The sequence below is a fragment of the Streptomyces sp. NPDC041200 genome, from assembly GCF_055591805.1.
In genome coordinates, this window is record NZ_JBVIZF010000022.1 from 90,744 (window position 1) to 108,030 (window position 17,287).

Annotated in this window: 15 protein-coding genes; 5 read left to right on the plus strand and 10 right to left on the minus strand. The window is 72.6% G+C overall.

What is annotated here, in order from left to right:
* Positions 1–37: 37 nt before the first annotated feature.
* Both ACZ6CL_RS32350 and ACZ6CL_RS32355 read right to left on the minus strand, forming a co-directional pair.
* Positions 38–1,033: a nucleoside triphosphate pyrophosphohydrolase gene (locus tag ACZ6CL_RS32350; RefSeq protein WP_468942265.1), complete on the minus strand. Its 996-nt coding sequence runs from the start codon at positions 1,031–1,033 to the stop codon at positions 38–40.
* A gap of 14 nt (positions 1,034–1,047) precedes the next feature.
* Positions 1,048–1,665 (minus strand): SurA N-terminal domain-containing protein, encoded by a 618-nt coding sequence (locus tag ACZ6CL_RS32355; protein ID WP_468942266.1) that lies wholly within the window; start codon positions 1,663–1,665, stop codon positions 1,048–1,050.
* A 283-nt stretch (positions 1,666–1,948) separates the two neighbouring features.
* On the opposite strand from ACZ6CL_RS32355, the gene ACZ6CL_RS32360 reads away from it, so the two are divergent.
* Positions 1,949–3,427 (plus strand): DUF2079 domain-containing protein, encoded by a 1,479-nt coding sequence (locus ACZ6CL_RS32360; RefSeq protein WP_468942268.1) that lies wholly within the window; start codon positions 1,949–1,951, stop codon positions 3,425–3,427.
* Here the strand turns inward: ACZ6CL_RS32360 and ACZ6CL_RS32365 are convergent.
* Positions 3,399–4,199: a VOC family protein gene (locus ACZ6CL_RS32365; protein WP_468942270.1), complete on the minus strand. Its 801-nt coding sequence runs from the start codon at positions 4,197–4,199 to the stop codon at positions 3,399–3,401. The genes ACZ6CL_RS32360 and ACZ6CL_RS32365 overlap by 29 nt on opposite strands.
* 114 nt (positions 4,200–4,313) lie before the next feature.
* On the opposite strand from ACZ6CL_RS32365, the gene ACZ6CL_RS32370 reads away from it, so the two are divergent.
* The gene (locus tag ACZ6CL_RS32370) at positions 4,314–4,865 is read left to right on the plus strand and encodes an RDD family protein (RefSeq protein ID WP_468942272.1); all 552 of its coding nucleotides are present in this window, start codon (positions 4,314–4,316) and stop codon (positions 4,863–4,865) included.
* An 86-nt stretch (positions 4,866–4,951) separates the two neighbouring features.
* Here ACZ6CL_RS32370 and ACZ6CL_RS32375 read toward each other — a convergent pair whose 3' ends face one another.
* The gene (locus tag ACZ6CL_RS32375; protein WP_468942274.1) at positions 4,952–6,202 is read right to left on the minus strand and encodes a L,D-transpeptidase; all 1,251 of its coding nucleotides are present in this window, start codon (positions 6,200–6,202) and stop codon (positions 4,952–4,954) included.
* 309 nt (positions 6,203–6,511) lie between these two features.
* Between ACZ6CL_RS32375 and ACZ6CL_RS32380 the strand changes: the two genes are divergently transcribed.
* Positions 6,512–6,820 (plus strand): hypothetical protein, encoded by a 309-nt coding sequence (locus tag ACZ6CL_RS32380; protein ID WP_468942275.1) that lies wholly within the window; start codon positions 6,512–6,514, stop codon positions 6,818–6,820.
* A 22-nt stretch (positions 6,821–6,842) separates the two neighbouring features.
* Here ACZ6CL_RS32380 and hutH read toward each other — a convergent pair whose 3' ends face one another.
* The 6 genes from hutH to ACZ6CL_RS32410 all read right to left on the minus strand — a co-directional run bounded on the left by hutH (position 6,843) and on the right by ACZ6CL_RS32410 (position 15,150).
* Positions 6,843–8,387 carry a histidine ammonia-lyase gene (hutH, locus tag ACZ6CL_RS32385; RefSeq protein ID WP_468942276.1) on the minus strand — a complete coding sequence of 515 codons (1,545 nt, stop codon included), beginning with the start codon at positions 8,385–8,387 and terminating at the stop codon, positions 6,843–6,845.
* Positions 8,388–8,469: 82 nt separating this feature from the next.
* Positions 8,470–9,567 (minus strand): GGDEF domain-containing protein, encoded by a 1,098-nt coding sequence (locus ACZ6CL_RS32390; protein ID WP_468942306.1) that lies wholly within the window; start codon positions 9,565–9,567, stop codon positions 8,470–8,472.
* Between the two features lie 176 nt (positions 9,568–9,743).
* Entirely contained in the window at positions 9,744–10,538 is a 795-nt protein-coding gene (locus tag ACZ6CL_RS32395) for an enoyl-CoA hydratase/isomerase family protein (RefSeq protein WP_468942279.1), read from the minus strand.
* A gap of 46 nt (positions 10,539–10,584) precedes the next feature.
* Positions 10,585–12,642: a cytochrome P450 family protein gene (locus ACZ6CL_RS32400; protein WP_468942282.1), complete on the minus strand. Its 2,058-nt coding sequence runs from the start codon at positions 12,640–12,642 to the stop codon at positions 10,585–10,587.
* Between the two features lie 132 nt (positions 12,643–12,774).
* Entirely contained in the window at positions 12,775–14,100 is a 1,326-nt protein-coding gene (locus ACZ6CL_RS32405) for an adenylate/guanylate cyclase domain-containing protein (protein WP_468942285.1), read from the minus strand.
* 162 nt (positions 14,101–14,262) lie between these two features.
* On the minus strand, positions 14,263–15,150 hold the full coding sequence (locus ACZ6CL_RS32410; RefSeq protein ID WP_468942288.1) for a biotin--[acetyl-CoA-carboxylase] ligase: 888 nt from the start codon (positions 15,148–15,150) through the stop codon (positions 14,263–14,265).
* Between the two features lie 172 nt (positions 15,151–15,322).
* Between ACZ6CL_RS32410 and ACZ6CL_RS32415 the strand changes: the two genes are divergently transcribed.
* The gene (locus ACZ6CL_RS32415; RefSeq protein WP_468942290.1) at positions 15,323–16,918 is read left to right on the plus strand and encodes an acyl-CoA carboxylase subunit beta; all 1,596 of its coding nucleotides are present in this window, start codon (positions 15,323–15,325) and stop codon (positions 16,916–16,918) included.
* A gap of 50 nt (positions 16,919–16,968) precedes the next feature.
* Positions 16,969–17,175 (plus strand): acyl-CoA carboxylase epsilon subunit, encoded by a 207-nt coding sequence (locus tag ACZ6CL_RS32420; protein WP_450884497.1) that lies wholly within the window; start codon positions 16,969–16,971, stop codon positions 17,173–17,175.
* Positions 17,176–17,287: the final 112 nt, after the last annotated feature.

The window sequence follows — 17,287 nt, forward strand, 5'->3', positions numbered from 1 at the left end:
CGCGGGCTTAACCCCCGTACCGTTCGGCACGTCCCGGTCAGGCCGTGCCCTCCACCGCCAGGATCGCGTCCCGGTAGGCGCGGGCCGCCGCGCGCAGCGCCGTCTCCGGCTCGACCCCGGCCTCCTTGGCGCGGACCGCGAGCGCCAGCAGTTCGTAGCCGAAGCCCTCGCCGTCCGGAAGGGCGACCTCGAGACCGGCGGTACGGGTGCGGGAGGCGAGCTGGGCGGTCAGGGCGAGCGCGGGCTGACCGAGCGGCACCCCTTCGGTGACCGAATCGCGTTGCTTCTCGGCCGTCTTGGTGCGCAGCCAGTGCTCCTTGACGTCCTCGGCGGTCTCCGCGACCTCCTCGCCGAACACATGCGGATGGCGGCGGATCAGCTTGTCCACGATGCCACCGGCCACGTCGTCGATCGCGAACGGCTCGTCCTCGTCCTCCTGCGCGATCCGGGCGTGGAAGACGACCTGGAGCAGTACGTCGCCCAGCTCCTCGCGCAGCGCCTCCCGGTCGCCCTCCTCGATGGCCTCGACGAGTTCGTACGCCTCCTCGATGCCGTACTTGACCAGCTCCTCGTGGGTCCGCGCCCCGCTCCACGGGCACTCCGCCCGGATCCGGTCCATCACCTGGACCAGGTCGAGCAGCCGGGCGCCCGGCAGGTCGTACGAACCGGGCAGCAGCTCCAGGTCCGGCATCGCCTCACGGCCCGAACCCGCCAGCCGGGCCAGCCCGTCGGTCAGCGCGGACTCGCCCTCGGCCGAGGTGATCACGACGGCGCTGCGGCCGCCCTCCGCGACGCAGTAGTCGACCAGCTCGCGCGCCGCCGGGACCGTGTGCTCGACCGCGATGCCCGCCTCGCGCAGATACGGCAGCTGCGGGTGGTGGTCGTCCCCGCACAGCACCCGGTCCGCACCGCGCAGCGCCTGCCAGGCGGGCCAGGAGAGCAGCCCGGGCGCCACCCGGTGGCTGGTGGTGAGGAGAACGACACGGCCGGTGGCGAGGCCGGAGGCGGGGGCGGCGGAGTCAGGCGTGGTCACCCTTGAAACGTAACCTACGCCGGTTGTCGGGAGGCCGTGGAGGTGCGCAGCCAGGCCTCCTTGGCGAGGACCGCGGTGCCCTTGGTGTCGTCCCAGTCGCCGTAGCGCGGGTTGACCGTGATGGCGAGGTCCTTGGAAGTGCGGGTGAACACCGCGTTGACCTTGGCGACGCCGAGCTTGCGCAGCAGCGCGGTACGGGTCAGCTCCATGCGGACCGCGTCGTCGATCTGGTCCGGGGCGATGCCCTGTTCCAGGTAGGCGGCGCGCAGCGCGGCGGCCCCGCCGGACTGCTGCTCGGCGGCGGCGCGGGCGCGCTGCACCGCGCGGCGGCTGACGCCGATGCCGTTGTCCTGTCCGGCCCGCTCGATGACCTTGAACTGGATCATGCGGATCAGGGTGTTCTGGGTCAGCTGGCCGCTGGCGGCGACCAGCTGGTCCGCCCTCGGGGAACCGCGCTGCGCGTCCCGTACGTCCTTCACCTGGGCCTGGAGCTGCGACTCGGTGATCCGGCCGTCGTCCAGGACGGCCGCGGAACCGGCCCGCGGAGTGCCCCCGCAGGCGGTGAGGAGGGGAGCGCAGACCAGCAGGGCGGACGCGGCGGAGACGGAGAGCGCAGTACGGCGGCGGATCATTGAGCCTCCCGGCAGAGATCGTGCGGCGCGACAAACGATCTGGCGTTGATCGATGGTATGGAGTCGGCGCGGCCTAGGCCACTGCTTGGACAACGATTCACCGCGGTCTTGGTCAGCGTCCGGCCGAGAACCGGCGCGGAGCCGCTCCGGACCCCTGAACGGCGACGCTGCGAACGCCCCGCCCCCGTCGCGTATCTTTTCGACCGGACCGCCCCGCACGCGCCCCGCACCCGCGCCTCCGCACCCGCCCCATGCCCCTCCCATGACATGACAAGGACCCTGGATGGACACGGCAGCGACAGCCCCGCCCGGCACCACCGCCGAAGGGGCGACCGCCGCCGCCACGGGCCATGAGCGGCTGCGCGCCCGGGCGGCGGCGCTGCGCCACCCCCGGTTCGATCCGTACTGGCTGGCCCTCGGCCTGTTCGCCGCGTTCGCGACCCTGTCGGTCTGCCGCTACCGCCGCATGGCCACCATGTCGTGGGACCTGGGCATCTTCGAGCAGGCGATACGGGCGTACGCGCACTTCCAGGCCCCGATAGCCGATCTCAAGGGCCCCGGCGCCAACATCCTCGGCGACCACTTCAGCCCCATCACCGCCCTGCTCGCGCCGCTCTACCGGATCTTCCCGAGCCCGGTCACGCTGCTCGTCGCGCAGGCCGCCCTGTTCGCGCTCTCCGCCGTCCCCGTCACCCGGATCGCCGCCCGGCTGCTCGGCCGGGCCCGGGGGCTCGCGATCGGCGCCGCGTACGGGCTGGCCTGGGGCCTCCAGCGCGCCGTGGACTTCGACTTCCACGAGATCTGCTTCGCCGTCCCGCTCATCGCCTTCTCCCTCGAAGCCGTCATCCTCCGGCGCTGGTACGCGGCGATGCTGTGGGCCGCCCCACTGGTCTTCGTCAAGGAGGACATGGGCGCCACGGTCGCCGCGATCGGCGTCGTCATCGCGATCCGCACCCTGCGCGAGCGGGTGCCGGGCATCGCGCCGCTCGCCGTCGCCCTCATGGGCTTCGGCGTGCTGGTCTCGGCGCTCGCGCTCGGCGTCGTCATCCCCGGCTTCAACGGGGCCGGTTCGTACGACTACTGGGACAAGGTCGGCAGCGGGGGCGACTCGGACGCCACCATCCCCGTCCTCACCGCGCTGCGCACCCTGCTGTGGGTCCTGCTGCCGACCACCGGGCTGCTCGCGCTGCGCTCCCCGCTGCTGCTGGCCGCGCTGCCCACCCTCGGCTGGCGCTTCGTCTCCCACGACGAGCACTACTGGGGCACCGACTGGCACTACAGCGCGGTGCTGATGCCCGTCGTCTTCCTGGCCCTGGTCGACGCGCTCGACCGGATCAAGGCCAGCCGCCGGGGCTGGCTCGTCCGTTACGCCCGTCAGATACCCGCCGCGGTCTGCGCCGCGGCCCTGGCGCTGACCACCTCGCTGCCGCTGGCCGGGCTCACCGAGGAGACCACCTACCGCAAGCCGCCCAGCGTGAGCGCGGTGGAGCGGCTGCTGGACCGGATACCCGACGGGGCGACGGTCGAGGCCAACGTCGGCCCGATAGCCCGCCTCACCAGCCGCTGCCGGGTCTTCTGGGTCGGCTCCACCCAGGGCGTCACCCCGCAGTACCTGGCCCTGGCCGAGCCGCCGGACCGCACGGTGCGGCAGGAGCTGGCGTACGCGAAGCAGCTGCACCCGAAGGCGCGGTACGAGGCGCTGGCGACCTCCGGGGGCTACTTCCTCCTGAGGCTCAAGACCCCATCGGCTGCGGTGCGATGACCGCGAACGGAGCGCCCTGCGGGTCCTGCACCAGGGCCATCCGCCCGGCCACCATGTCGAACGGCGGCTTGAGCACCGTCCCGCCCTCCGCCGACAGCTTCGCCACCGTCCGGTCGGTGTTCTCGACCGAGAAGTAGATCAGCCAGTGCGAGGGCGTCCCGGACGGGACCCCTGGGCGCAGCGTCTGGAGCCCGCCGACCGTGCGGCCGTTCACGGTGAGGGCGTAGTAGCCCGGGGCGTCGTCCTCGGCGCCTTCCATGGGACTCGTCTCGATGCCGAGCGCCTCCGCGTAGAACGCGCTCGCCGCCTCGCGGTCGCTGGTGTTCAGCTCGTTCCACACCAGTGCGCCCGGTTCGTTGACGATGCCCGCCCCGGGGAACTGCCGCGCCTCCCAGACGCCGAAGACGGCGCCGGTGGGGTCGGCCGCCACCAGCATCTTCCCGAGGTCCATCACGTCCATGACGGGCATCAGCACGGTACCGCCGTTGCGGCTGATCGCCTCCGAGGTGGCCTGGGCGTCGGTGGAGGCGAAGTAGGTGGTCCAGACGGTGGGCGGCGCGGGCTGGTCGTCCATCGCCTGCGCGGCCATCACTCCCGCCACCGGGTGGTCCTTGAGCGTGCAGACCGTGTACCCGCCGAACTCGGCCGGGCCGATCTCCCCGGACCAGCCGAACAGTCCGGTGTAGAAGTCGAGGGCGGCCTGCTGATCGGAGGCCGTCAGGTCGACCCAGCAGGGCGTGCCGGGCTGGTAGGGAGCGGTGAATTCGGGCATCGCGTGCCTCCCCTGTCAGGCCTCTGCCGTCAATTCTCCTCTGGTGCGGCGGGAGCGCCACTCGGCGGGGAGGCGCCGCCCGGCGCCGTCAGGGGCCTTGGCAGGATTTCGCCCATGAGTGATCCACGGGGGCAGCAACAGCCCATTCCGCATTCCCCTCCGCCCAACCCCTACGCACAGCCGTACGGCCAGCCGTACACGCCTCCTCCCCCGCAGCCGCAGCCTTCGCCGCAGCCGGTGCGGGTCCCGGAACCCGCCGGTGACGAGCGGCGGATGTTCGCGGCGGCGGTGGACTGCGTCCTCTCCCTGGGCGGCGGCTTCGCCCTCGGCACCGACGTCCTCCCGCTGCTCAGGACCGGGACCGATCCCCTGCTCCTCGCCGTGGGCTGTGTGTTCGGGCTGTCCGTCGTCAACCAGGCGCTGGGGGCCTGGATCTTCCGGGCCTCCGTCGGCAAGTGGATGCTGCGGATGCGCGTGGTGCGGGAGACCGACGCCGGGCGGCCGGGGTTCTGGCGGCTGGTCCACCGCTGGCTGCTCGGGATGACCTGGCTGCCGATGCAGCCGCTGCGCTACCTGGCCTGCGCGGACGGCGATCCGTACGAGGACCACTGCAAGATCCGGTACGTGCGCGTCAAGGATCTGCGGCGGCTGCGGTACCTGCGCTGACGGCCCGCCACAAGGCCGCGAAAAACCGGGCGGCGGCCGGCCCCTCAGGGTCGGCCGCCGCCCGGCGGTGAGGGTCAGACGCGGCGTCAGGCCTCGCTGCCCGCCACCCACTGGCTCCAGTCCATGTTCCAGCCGTTGAGGCCGTTGTCCGGTGCCACGGTCTTGTCGTTGGAGTTCTTCACCACCACGACGTCACCGATCTGAGAGTTGTTGTAGAACCAGGCGCCCTGCGTGTTCGGGTCGTTGGCGCCCTTGGTGTCCGACAGGCCCACACAGCCGTGGCTGGTGTTCTGGCTGCCGAAGATGGACTTGGCACCCCAGTAGTTGCCGTGGATGAAGGTGCCCGAGGTGGACAGCCGCATCGCGTGGGGCACGTCCTTGATGTCGTACTCGCCCTTGCCGTCGTCGTCCGTGAAGCCGACCGTCGCACCGTTCATCCGGGTCTCCTTGAACTTCTCGGAGATCACCATCTGACCGTTGTAGGTGGTGTTGTCGGGGCTTCCGGCCGAGATCGGGATCGTCTTGATCAGCTTGCCGTCGCGCACGACCTTCATGGTCTTGGCCTTGGCGTCGACCGTGCTGACCTGGGAGTGGCCGACCTTGAACGTGACGGTCTTCTCCTGGACGCCCTTCACACCCGACGACGCCTCGACGCCGTCCAGGTCCAGCTTCAGGGTGACGGTGGAGTTGGCCTTCCAGTAGTCCTTCGGGCGCAGGTCCAGCCGCTGGCCGCTGAACCAGTGGCCGACGACCTCCTGACCGCTGCTGGAGGTGACCTTGATGTGGGACTGGACGTCCTTCTTGTTGGTCACCGCCTTGTCGAAGTTGATCGACACCGGCATGCCCACGCCGACCGTCGAGCCGTCCTCCGGCGTGAAGTTGCCGATGAAGCTGTTGGACGGGGAGACCGTGGTGAAGGAGGAGTGCTCCGTGGCCTTGCGGCCCTCGGAGTCCTTGGCGGACGCGCTGATCTTGTACTGGGTGGACCGCTCCAACTGCCCGTCCGGCTTCCAGGAGGTCCCGTCGGACGATATGGATCCGGCCACCGTGGAGCCGTCGGCCTTGGAGGTCATGGTCACCGAGGTGAGCTTGCCTCCGCTGACGCTGACCTTGGTGTCGCGGTTGATGCCCGCATCAGTCGCACCGGTCTTCGGCGTGATCTTGATTTGGGCGTCGGAGGCGTCCTTGGCGGCCGCCTCGTCCACCTGCGACTGCCCCTTGCCACCGCCCTTGCTGTCGCTGCTGTCGCCGTCCCCGCCACAGGCGGCGAGAGTCAGTACGCCGCTGAGCACGGCGGCCGCGGCCACCAGCCCCCTACGGCGCTTGCCGTACGTCATCACACGTATCTCCATTTACGACTGGACCCCAGAAACCCAAGACCTATCCAGCAAGACCTATCCAGGAAGAACGCCTGTACCTTTTGGTCGGTTCCACGCCCAGTAAAACTGTGCGCGACGCCACTTAGCAAAGACGCTGGTCCAGCTTATGACGCAGCGCCGTGAATCCGGACAAACCGTGACAGGCCAGGATTAGTCATATGGTGCGGAGCGGGCCGCCGGCCCAGGTTCGCTACCGTTCAACCCCTGTGAGTCACTACGATCGGGCACACAGGGTCAATTCGCCGCTGCCTCAAGGGGGATGCCGTTGTGTCCGCACGCCGACCGCTGCTGACCGCCGCCGCAGCCGGTTCGCTGCTGTGCGCCCTGTGGTTCGTCCCCTCCGCCAACGCGACGGTCGAGACCGAGGGGCCCTCGTCGTCCTCCGGCGCGGCACGGGGCGAGGCGCCGTCCCAGCCCGGGGCCCAGCCGCGGACCGAGGCCGTTCCGGACGAAAACCTCGCCGACACCGGCAGCGTGGACGTCACCCCGTACCTCGCCGGAGGCACGGCGTTCCTGGGGCTCGGGGTCACGATGGTGACCGCCTCCGCGCGCCGTACGCGCCCGGAGGCGTCCTGACCCCGCTCCCCGCCGCGCCGCGTCAGGCCAGCGGCCCGGTCACCGACTCGACCGCCTCGGCGAGCTTCCCGGACCGTACGAACGCCTCGGCGGCCGCCAGGTCCGGCGCGAGGTAGCGGTCCCCGCCCGGGCCCTCGACGCCCGCCCGGCGCACCGCCGCCAGCACCGCCCGGGTCGCGGGCGCGGGCACCAGGCCCTCCCGCAGCTCCACCGCGCGGGCCGCCGCGACCAGTTCGATCGCGAGCACCCGGGTCAGGTTGTCCACCACCGTGCGCAGCTTGCGCGCCGCGGACCAGCCCATGGAGACGTGGTCCTCCTGCATCGCGGAGGACGGGATCGAGTCCACCGAGGCGGGCACCGCGAGCCGCTTCAGCTCGCTCACCAGCGCCGCCTGGGTGTACTGCGCGATCATCAGCCCCGAGTCCACGCCCGGGTCGCCCGCCAGGAAGGGCGGCAGCCCGTGCGAGCGGTTCTTGTCCAGCAGCCGGTCGGTACGGCGCTCCGCGATCGAGGCGAGGTCGGCCGCGGCGACGGCGAGGAAGTCCAGGACGTACGCGACGGGCGCGCCGTGGAAGTTGCCGTTCGACTCGACCCGGCCGTCCGGCAGCACCACCGGGTTGTCCACGGCGGACGCCAGCTCCCGGTCCGCGACCAGCCGGGCGTGCGCGAGCGTGTCCCGGCCCGCGCCCGCGACCTGCGGGGCGCAGCGGATCGAGTACGCGTCCTGGACGCGCGGCGCGTCGTCCTGGTGGTGCCCGGTGAGCCCGGAACCGTCCAGCACCCGCAGCATGTTGTCCGCGCTGGCCGACTGGCCGGGGTGCGGGCGGATGGCGTGCAGCTCGGGCGCGAGCACCCGGTCCGTACCGAGCAGCGCCTCCAGCGACAGCGCGGCCGTCACATCGGCGACGGTGTACAGCCGGGACAGGTCGGCGCAGGCCATGAGCAGCATGCCGAGCATCCCGTCGGTGCCGTTGAGCAGCGCCAGGCCTTCCTTCTCCCGCAGCTCGACCGGCTCGATGCCGTGCGCGGCCAGCAGCTCCGCGGCGGGCCGCACCTCCCCGTCGGGGCCCTCGGCCTCGCCCTCCCCCATCAGCGCGAGCGCGCAGTGGGACAGCGGCGCGAGGTCGCCGGAGCAGCCGAGGGAGCCGTATTCGTGCACGACGGGCGTGATGCCCGCGTTGAGCAGCGCCGCCATCGTCTCCACGACCACGGGCCGCACCCCGGTGTGGCCGGACGCGAGCGTCTTGAGCCGCAGGAACATCAGCCCCCGCACGACCTCGCGCTCCACCCGCGGCCCCATCCCGGCCGCGTGCGACCGCACGATGTTGCGCTGCAGCTGGGCGCGGAGGTCGGGGCTGATGTGGCGTACGGCGAGCGCGCCGAAACCGGTGGAGACGCCGTACACGGGCTCGGGCTTGGCCGCCAGGTCGTCGATGACCCGCCGCGCGGCGGCGATGGCCGCGATCGCCTCTTCCGCCAGCTCAACCCGAGCCCCGCCCCGCGCCACGGCGACAACGTCCTCAGCGCTCGTCCCGGACGTTCCCACCACCACAGTGTGCATATCCATATTCAGGCACCCTAGAGAGTGAATCCCCAAGTGTCACCCCGCGGGCTCCCCACCCCGGTGTTCCCACGTGCGCGGCGTGGGACTACGGGCGGCGGCCTCGGAAGCGGCGGCGTTCCCGGGGGCGGTCCGCGGGGGTGTCGGCCAGGCGGATCACCGGGTCGTCCGGGCCGCCCTCCCGGCCCGCGACCACCGGCTTGAGGGAGCGCGCCGCCTTCGCCCGGTACTGGGCCGCGTCCGCCAGGCGGAACAGGCGGCGGGCCGACGCCACGGGCCCGATCGGGTCGCCGGTCGACGCGATCCCGCACGCGACGCCCTCGCCCATCTCCAGCTCCGCCGCCCGGCGGCACAGCTCATCGGCCACCCGCACCACCTCGTCCGCCGGTGGCCCGACCCCGAGCAGGCAGAACTCATCGCCGCCCAGCCGCGCCACCAAGGCGCCCGGCAGCATCGCGCCGCAGAGGGAGAGCACCGTGCCGAAACGTTCCAGCAGGCGGTCTCCCACCTCGTGGCCGAGGGTGTCGTTGACCCGCTTGAGGCCGTTGAGGTCGCACACCACCAGGGTCACCACGGTGCCGTGCTCGCGGTACGCCTCCAGGGCCTCGTCCAGCCGTATGTCCACCGCCCGGCGGTTGCCCAGCCCGGTCAGGGGGTCGGTGAAGGCCAGGCGGCGGGCCTCCTCCAGGCGTTCGGTCTGGGCGAGCCCGGCCGCCGCCACCGAGGCCAGGACGGTCGCGAAGTCGGTGTCGCCCCGGTCGAACACCGGGCTCCCGGCCGCCCGCGCCACGTACAGCTCGCCCCACGCCCGCCCGTGCAGCACCAGCGGCGCGACCACGCACGAGCCGCGTCCGCGCCGCCGCAGGGCGGCCACGCGCTGGTGGCAGTACGGGGCCGGGCCGGGCCCGGTGCCCTCAGCGGTCTCCACCCACGCGTGCGGCTCGCCGCCCGCCGCCCACCGCTCGTGCAGGAACTCCGCGATCTCCGGGAAGTCGTGCACCGGATACGACTCGTCCTCCGGCACCGGGTCCTCCCCCGGCATCAGCTCGCCCACGTTCACCAGGACCCGCAACCGGCCCCGCTCCCGCTCCCACACCGACACCGCCGCGAAGGTGCCGTCCAGCGCGCGGCGCGCGCTCTCGGCCGCGGCGCCGACCGACTCGCGCGGCGTGGGCGCCGCCGCCATCGCCTGCGCGAGCCCCACCACCGCCCGCAACCGCCGGTCGACCCCGCGTCCCCCGTCGTCCCCGTTGTCCGTCACGTCGGCCTCGCATTCCTCACCATGAGCGCGCGCACGTTCTGCACTCAAGGGTAAGAATGTCAAGGACCATCCGCTTTGGGAGCCTTTTCAGCGTGGAGACCTTACTCCCCGGGCCAGTCCGGAGTGCGCTTCTCGTTGAAGGCTGCCACGCCCTCCGCCCGGTCGCCGGAGAAGGCGATCGTCCGCCACCCCGCGTCCTCGACCTCCAGCCCGGCCGGGAGGTCCAGGCCGTGCCCGAGCCGCAGCGCCCGCTTGGCGGCACGCAGCCCGACGGGCGAGTTCGCGGCGATACGCCCGGCCAGCTCCAGCGCGGCCGTACGGTCCTCACCCGGCGCGACGAGTTCGTCCACCATCCCCAGCGCGTGCGCCTCCTCGGCGGGCACCCGGCGGGCGGAGAAGACCAGCTCGGCGGCGCGGGCGGCGCCGACCCGGCGCGGCAGCAGCTGCGTACCGCCGCCGCCCGGGATCACCCCGACGGACACCTCGGGCAGCCCCACCACGGCCGTACGGTCGGCGACGATCACATCGCAGGACAGCGCCAGCTCGTAGCCGCCGCCGAGGGCGAAGCCGTGCACGGCGGCGATGGCGGGCACGGGCAGGTCCAGGACGCCCCTGTAGGCGGCGCGGGAGACCGGGCGGTGGCGCATCATCTCGGCGTCGGAGAAGGAATTCCGCTCCTTGAGGTCCGCGCCGACGCAGAAGGCACGCTCATGGGTGGAGGTGAGCACGACGGCCCGTACGGAACGGTCCTCCGCGAGCGCCGCGCACGCCGCCGAGATGCCCCGGGCCATCTCGGAGGACACCGCGTTCATGGCCTTCGGCCGGTCCAGCACCAGCTCGGCCACGAAGCCGTCCCGCCGGACCGCGACCCACTCCCCGTACCGCTGCTCACCCATCTCGCACCCTCCCGGTTAACGACCGTGAACCGTAACCCGGGCTACGTTACCGGCGCCGCCGCCACCGCATCAGGAAGCCCAGCATGGACGGCCGGGGTTGCCGGGCGTCGTCGCCGGAGCCCGAAGCCCAGGAGGGGACCGGATGCGGCCCCGGCCCCGGGCCCCCGTCCGGGCCCGAGGGCCCGCCTGCGGCCGAAGCCGGGGGCAAGGGGGCGCCTGGGGCCGAGGCCCCGCCTGGAGTCGCCCCCGGCCCCGAGGCCGATCCCGCGCCGGGGGCCGGGGCCAAGTCCGCATCCGACGTCCCGCCCGGGACCCGGGCTGGGGCGGTGCCAGAGGTCGCGGCCGGGGCCGAACCACCTGCCGGGGCCGAGCCCGCAACTGAAGCCCCACCCGGGGCCGGGCCAGGGGCCGAGGCCGCGCCGGAAGCCGGGGCCGCGCCCGAAACCGGGCCGACTCCCGAGCCCGGATCCCAGCCCGGGTTCGGCGCCGAACCCGGCACAGGGCCAGGGGCCGAGCCCCCGCCCGGGGCGGGAGCCGTGCCCGCGCCCGAAGTCTCGCCCGGGGCCGGGGAAGGGGCTGGGGCCGAACCCGGGGCCGGAGCCGCACCGGAAGCCGGAGCCGCACCCGCGCCCGACACCCCGCCCGGGGCCCGGGCCGGGCAAGAGGATGGGGCCGAACCCGAGCCCGGGGCCGCACCGGGAGCCAGGGCCGCACCCGCGCCCGGCGCCCCGCCCTGGGTGTCGGCCGAAGCCGGGGCCGTCCCCAGAAACGAACCCGCACCCGGGCCGCGGGCCGCAACCGCGTCCGTGCCCGGGGCCGAAGCCGAACCGGGGGCCGGGACCGCGCCCGGCAGCGGGCCCGCCTCCGTCGCGTCCGGCAGGGCCGGGTCGCGAGGGGCTGGGGAGAAGCGGACCGGGAGGGTGGTCAGGCCTCGTTGGTAGATGCCGGGGCGCCAGCGCAGTTCCGCCTCCGGGACCGCCAGGTCTACGTCCGGGAGGCGGTCCAGGAGCTTTTCCAGGGCTACCGAGGCGATCAGGCGGGCCGAGCTGCGGCCCGGGCACATGTGGGGGCCCGCGCTGAAGGCCAGGTGGCCTCGGTTGCCGCGGTTGCGGTCGGAGGCACGGAGGGCGTCCTGGTTGGCGGCGGCGAAGCTGATCACCACGGGGTCGCCCTCGCGCAGCCGCACCCCGGCCAGGGTGACGTCGTGGCGGGGGAAGTGGACGGCGAGGTTGGCCAGCGGCGGGTCCGTCCACAGCACCTCGTCCAGCGCGTCCTCGACGAGCATGCTGCCGCCGGAGACCCCGCCCGCGAACCGCTGGTCGGTCATCAGGACGCGCAGGGCGTTGCCGATCAGGTTGATCACCGGGTCGCTGCCGGAGGCGGTCAGCAGCATCAGCTGCTCGACGAGTTCGTGGTCGGCGAGCCGTTCGGGGTGGGCGATCAGCCAGGAGGTGACGTCGGCGGCGGGGCGGGCGCGCTTGAGGGCGACGAGTTCCTGGAGCGCCGCGGTGATCGTACGGTCGGCTTCCGCCACGTCCGTACCGTCGAAGAGGTGCGCGAGCCCGGTGAAGAGCCGGTCCGCGATCTCGCGCGGGCAGCCGAAGAGTTCGCCGAGGACGAGCAGCGGCAGCAGCGCGCAGTACTCGGCGATCAGGTCGGCCTCGCCCGCGTCGCAGAACTGGTCGATCAGGGAGTCGGCGATCTGCTCGACGTAGCCGCGCAGCGCGCCCGGGTCGATGCGGCGGGTGGAGTCGTCGATGGCGCTCCGGTACCGCTGGTGCTCCTCGCCGTCCACCGCGGTGGGCTGCGGCCGGTAGCGGATGAGCTGCCCGGCGTGGCTGGTGTCGGGGACCCGGCCCTCGTTCTTCGCCCGCCAGCGGCGCGGGTCCTTGGAGAACGTCTCGGGGCGGCGCAGGATCTCCAGCGCGGTGTCGTAGCCGACGCACAGGGTCGCGGTGACGCCCGGGTCCAGCTCCACCGGGGCCAGCGGGCCGTACGTCTCGCGCAGTCGCCGGTAGACGGCGGACGGGTCCTTGGCGAACTCGGGCGTGTGCAGCGGCTCAGCGGCCGCCATGGTGCCCGTTTCGGCCGGATCGTCGATCATGCCGACGTACGCTAGCGGAACGGTTTTCCGGCCTGTGCGGACTTCGGTGAAGGGTGAGATTCATCAACCGGCCGCTCAACCCGAGCAGCCCGCTCAACCCGATCAGCCCGCGCAGCCCGCCTCAGCACCCGCTCAACCGCGACGGCTCAGCAGCCACGGCTCCACGACGCCCAGCCCACGCACCGGCCGCTGCCACATCGGCTGGAGCGCGAAGCGGTACGAGGGCGGCTCCTCGCCCTCCTTCTCGGCCTTGGCGGCCGCCTCCGCCGCCTCCGCCTCCGACACCGGGGCCGCCCCGGTGTGGCTCAGCTCCTCCGCGAACGCGCCGTCCACCAGGACCGCGTTCTTGGGGGCTATGGAGGTCAGTCGGCTCGCCAGGTTCACCGTCGTCCCGAAGACGTCGCCCATGCGCGTCGTGACCGTGCCGAAGGCGATGCCGACGCGCAGCTCCGGCATCGTCTCGTCATGGGTCAGGGTCTCGATCAGCCGCAGCCCGATCTCGGCGGCGATGCCCGCGTCGTCGGCCGCGTACAGCACCTCGTCGCCCAGCGTCTTGATCAGCCGTCCGCCGTGCGCGGCCACCAGGTCGGCGGCCGTCGTCTCGAACGCCTCGACCAGCTCGCCCAGCTCCTCTTCCTCCAGCCGCCGGGTCAGCCGGGTGAAGGACACCAGGTCCGCGAAGCCGACGGCGAGCCGCCGGTCCACCATCTCCGCGTCGTCGGCCGCCTGGACCACGCGGCCGGTCGCGGCGGCGAGCTGCCGCCGGTAGACGTACACCAGGAACTCTTCCAGCTCCGGCAGCAACAGCTCGACCAGCGGATAGGTGATCTCGGTCCGGGTCATCCCGGACTCCTGGGGTTCGGTGAGCCCTTCCAGGAAGGAGTCGATCTGCCAGTCCGCGAGCCGCGCGGTGGTCTGCCCGGTGGACCGCGCCACCTGGATCGCCATCGGCTCGCTCAGCAGCCCCGCCTCGACGAGACCGGACAGCCGCCGCAGGGCCAGCACATCGGCCTCGGTGAGCGCCTTGGCCTGCCCTATGTCGGCGAAGCCCATCGCCCGCCAGAAGCGGGTGGCCAGCTCGACGGAGACACCCGCGCTGCGGGCGGCCTGGAAGGGGGTGTAGCGCCGCTCGGCGCCGAGGATCAGCTGCTCCAGCCGGAGCGCGATGGGGTCCGGGGCGTCGGCGTCGTCCTCAGCGAACTCGGTGGACTCCGCATCTTCGGCGGAATCGGCGCCCTCGGTGGCGGCAGCGCCCTCGGGGACGGCGGCGTCGGCGGCCGGGCCGCCCGCACGCGTCCCGTTCCCCCGTACGGCGGTCTCCCGCACGGGGTGGCCCTGTGCAGCCTGGTCCTGTGCGGCGTCCTGCCCGGCAACATCCTGTCCGGCGGCGGCTTCCGCGGCGGCATCCCGCACACCGCGTCCCTCGGCCGTGCCGGAACCCGCGTCGTCGGCGGTCACCGCCCGCCCCCTGTCCGATCCCTGCGCACTGCCCTTACGTTCCTTCTTCCGGTTCGGCCCGCGGCCGCCCCGAACTGGACGGACCGCCACCACGATACGTCAGGTGTGCCCTAGCTCACTCTCCCCATCTATGTCGGTCCGCGTCCACGTGCTCGTTCGCTCTCACTCCCCCGGCGCCGCGGGACGCAGGTGCACGATGTCCCCGGCCGAGACCGGTTCCTGCACCCCGGCGTCCGAGGCCAGCACCAGCCGTCCGTCGCCGTCGATCGCGACCGCCTCGCCGACGGTCGCCCCGCCGCCCGGAAGCTCCGCGCGGACCCTTCGTCCCAAGGTCGCACAGCCCGCCGCGTACGCCTCCTGGAGCCCGCAGGCCGCGGGGTCGCCCTCGAAGCGGCACCACTCCCCGTACCACTGCTCGACGGACCGCAGAACGGCCCGCAGCATCGGGTCCCGGTCGGTGGAGATCGCGTCCGCGAGGGCCAGCGAACCCGCCGTCGGCACGGGAAGTTCATCGGCCCGCAGGGAAACGTTCAGGCCGACCCCGATCACCACGGCGTCGTCGGCCCGTTCGGCGAGGATGCCGCCGAACTTCCGCTCCTCGCCGCCGACCGTCACCAGCAGGTCGTTCGGCCACTTCAGCGCGGTGTCCACGCCCGCCGCCCGGCTCAGCGCGCCCGCGCTCGCCACCCCGGCGAGCAGCGGCAGCCAGCCCCAGCGGGACGTGGGGACGCCGGCGGCGCCCGGCCGCAGCAGAATGGAGAAGAAGAGCCCGGACCGGGCCGGGGCGGTCCAGGCGCGGTCCAGGCGGCCGCGTCCGGCGTTCTGCTCCTCGGCGACGAGGACCACGCCCTCCGGGGCACCGGCCCCGGCCCGGGCCACCAGATCGGTGTTGGTCGACCCGGTCGCCCGCACCACCTCCAGCTCGGTCCACAGCCCGCCGGGGCGTACCAGGGCGCGGCGCAGGGCGGTCGCGTTCAGCGGCGGCCGTTCCAGGTCCGTCCAGCGGTCGCGTGGATCTCCTGGGCCCCCGGGGGTGTCAGATGGCGTCATACGGGCCAGCCTAGGACCAGGAGGTGTGGCCAACGACGCAGTGCCACCCGGCGAAGGCGCCGATACGCTACGGACCGGTAGCCCAGCCAGCACAAACCCCACCAACCCCCCAGAACACCTCAGCGTCACGGTCCCAGAATCCACCCCAAGGACGAGCAGGAGCCGCATCCCGATGTCCGAGCCGGAGATTGCCCCCGAGATTCCAGATCGTCACACCACCGCGGGGAAGCTCGCGGATCTGCAGCGCCGCATCGAAGAAGCGACACACGCGGGCTCCGCGCGGGCGGTCGAGAAGCAGCACGCCAAGGGCAAGCTGACCGCGCGAGAGCGCATCGACCTGCTCCTCGACGAGGGGTCCTTCACGGAGCTGGACGAATTCGCCCGGCACCGCTCCACCAACTTCGGCATCGAGAAGAACCGGCCCTACGGGGACGGCGTCGTGACCGGCTACGGCACGGTCGACGGGCGCCCGGTGTGCGTCTACTCCCAGGACTTCACGATCTTCGGCGGCTCGCTGGGCGAGGTCTACGGAGAGAAGATCGTGAAGGTGATGGACTTCGCGCTGAAGACCGGCTGCCCGATCGTCGGGATCAACGACGGCGGCGGCGCCCGGATCCAGGAGGGCGTGGTGGCGCTCGGCCTGTTCGCCGAGATCTTCCGCCGAAACGTTCACGCGTCCGGGGTGGTCCCGCAGATCAGCCTGATCGTCGGGCCGTGCGCGGGCGGCGCGGTGTACTCGCCCGCGATCACCGACTTCACGGTCATGGTCGACCAGACGTCGCACATGTTCATCACCGGACCGGATGTGATCAAGACGGTCACCGGTGAGGACGTCGGCTTCGAGGCGCTGGGCGGAGCCCGCACCCACAACACCACCTCCGGTGTCGCGCACTACATGGGCGGCGACGAGAAGGACGCCATCGAGTACGTCAAGACGCTGCTGTCGTACCTGCCGTCCAACAACCTCTCCGAGCCGCCCGCCTTCCCCGACGAGGCCGACCTGGAGACCTCGGACGAGGACCGGGAGCTGGACGTCCTCATCCCGGACTCGGCGAACCAGCCGTACGACATGCACCGGGCCATCGAGCACGTCCTGGACGAGAGCGAGTTCCTGGAGACCCAGGCGCTCTTCGCGCCCAACATCATCACCGGCTTCGGACGGGTCGAGGGCCACCCGGTGGGCATCGTGGCCAACCAGCCGATGCAGTTCGCGGGCTGCCTGGACATCGGCGCCTCGGAGAAGGCCGCGCGCTTCGTCCGCACCTGCGACGCGTTCAACGTGCCCGTGCTGACCTTCGTCGACGTGCCCGGCTTCCTGCCCGGCACCGACCAGGAGTACAACGGCATCATCCGGCGCGGCGCCAAGCTGATCTTCGCGTACGCGGAGGCCACGGTCCCGCTCATCACCGTCATCACCCGCAAGGCCTTCGGCGGCGCGTACGACGTGATGGGCTCCAAGCACCTGGGCGCCGACCTCAACCTGGCCTGGCCCACCGCGCAGATCGCCGTCATGGGCGCCCAGGGCGCGGTCAACATCCTGCACCGCCGTACGATCGCGGCCGCCGACGACCCCGAGGCGACCCGCTCCGAACTGATCGCGGACTACGAGGACACCCTGCTCAACCCGTACACGGCGGCCGAGCGCGGCTACGTCGACGCGGTCATCATGCCGTCCGAGACCCGCCGCCACATCGTCCGGGGGCTGCGCACCCTGCGGAACAAGCGCGAGCAACTGCCCCCGAAGAAGCACGGCAACATCCCGCTGTAGGCCCCCTAGGTCCCCTAGGTCCCCCTCTAGGTTCAGGAAGGGCTGTTTCCATGATCCGAATCGTCCGGGGCAATCCCACCCCAGAGGAGTTGGCAGCCGCACTGGCGGTCGTACAAGCACGCGCGGCGGCCGCGACGACCGCCGCGCAGAGCGACGGCGTACCGGAGGAGTGGGCCGATCCGGCCCGCACCATCCCGAGCCGCCGCGTCCCGCAGCCCGGCCCCAAGGCGTGGCGTACGACCTACTGGCCCGCCTGATCCCACGTACCTACTGGTCCGGCCTGATCCGACAAACCGGCCCTACCCGGAAATAGTTCCTCCGCGCCGTGGGGGCTGGGTGGGGGGGGTTCAGGGGCGCGGGGCCATCCGG

Coding starts and splice junctions, on each gene's coding strand:
- ACZ6CL_RS32355 (WP_468942266.1), bottom strand. CDS start 1,665: ATGATCCGCCGCCGTACTGCGCTCTCCGTCTCCGCCGCGTCCGCCCTG.
- ACZ6CL_RS32395 (WP_468942279.1), bottom strand. CDS start 10,538: ATGGGTGAGCAGCGGTACGGGGAGTGGGTCGCGGTCCGGCGGGACGGC.
- ACZ6CL_RS32400 (WP_468942282.1), bottom strand. CDS start 12,642: ATGATCGACGATCCGGCCGAAACGGGCACCATGGCGGCCGCTGAGCCG.
- ACZ6CL_RS32375 (WP_468942274.1), bottom strand. CDS start 6,202: ATGACGTACGGCAAGCGCCGTAGGGGGCTGGTGGCCGCGGCCGCCGTG.
- ACZ6CL_RS32370 (WP_468942272.1), top strand. CDS start 4,314: ATGAGTGATCCACGGGGGCAGCAACAGCCCATTCCGCATTCCCCTCCG.
- ACZ6CL_RS32360 (WP_468942268.1), top strand. CDS start 1,949: ATGGACACGGCAGCGACAGCCCCGCCCGGCACCACCGCCGAAGGGGCG.
- hutH (WP_468942276.1), bottom strand. CDS start 8,387: ATGGATATGCACACTGTGGTGGTGGGAACGTCCGGGACGAGCGCTGAG.
- ACZ6CL_RS32410 (WP_468942288.1), bottom strand. CDS start 15,150: ATGACGCCATCTGACACCCCCGGGGGCCCAGGAGATCCACGCGACCGC.
- ACZ6CL_RS32390 (WP_468942306.1), bottom strand. CDS start 9,567: ATGGCGGCGGCGCCCACGCCGCGCGAGTCGGTCGGCGCCGCGGCCGAG.
- ACZ6CL_RS32420 (WP_450884497.1), top strand. CDS start 16,969: ATGATCCGAATCGTCCGGGGCAATCCCACCCCAGAGGAGTTGGCAGCC.
- ACZ6CL_RS32415 (WP_468942290.1), top strand. CDS start 15,323: ATGTCCGAGCCGGAGATTGCCCCCGAGATTCCAGATCGTCACACCACC.
- ACZ6CL_RS32365 (WP_468942270.1), bottom strand. CDS start 4,199: ATGCCCGAATTCACCGCTCCCTACCAGCCCGGCACGCCCTGCTGGGTC.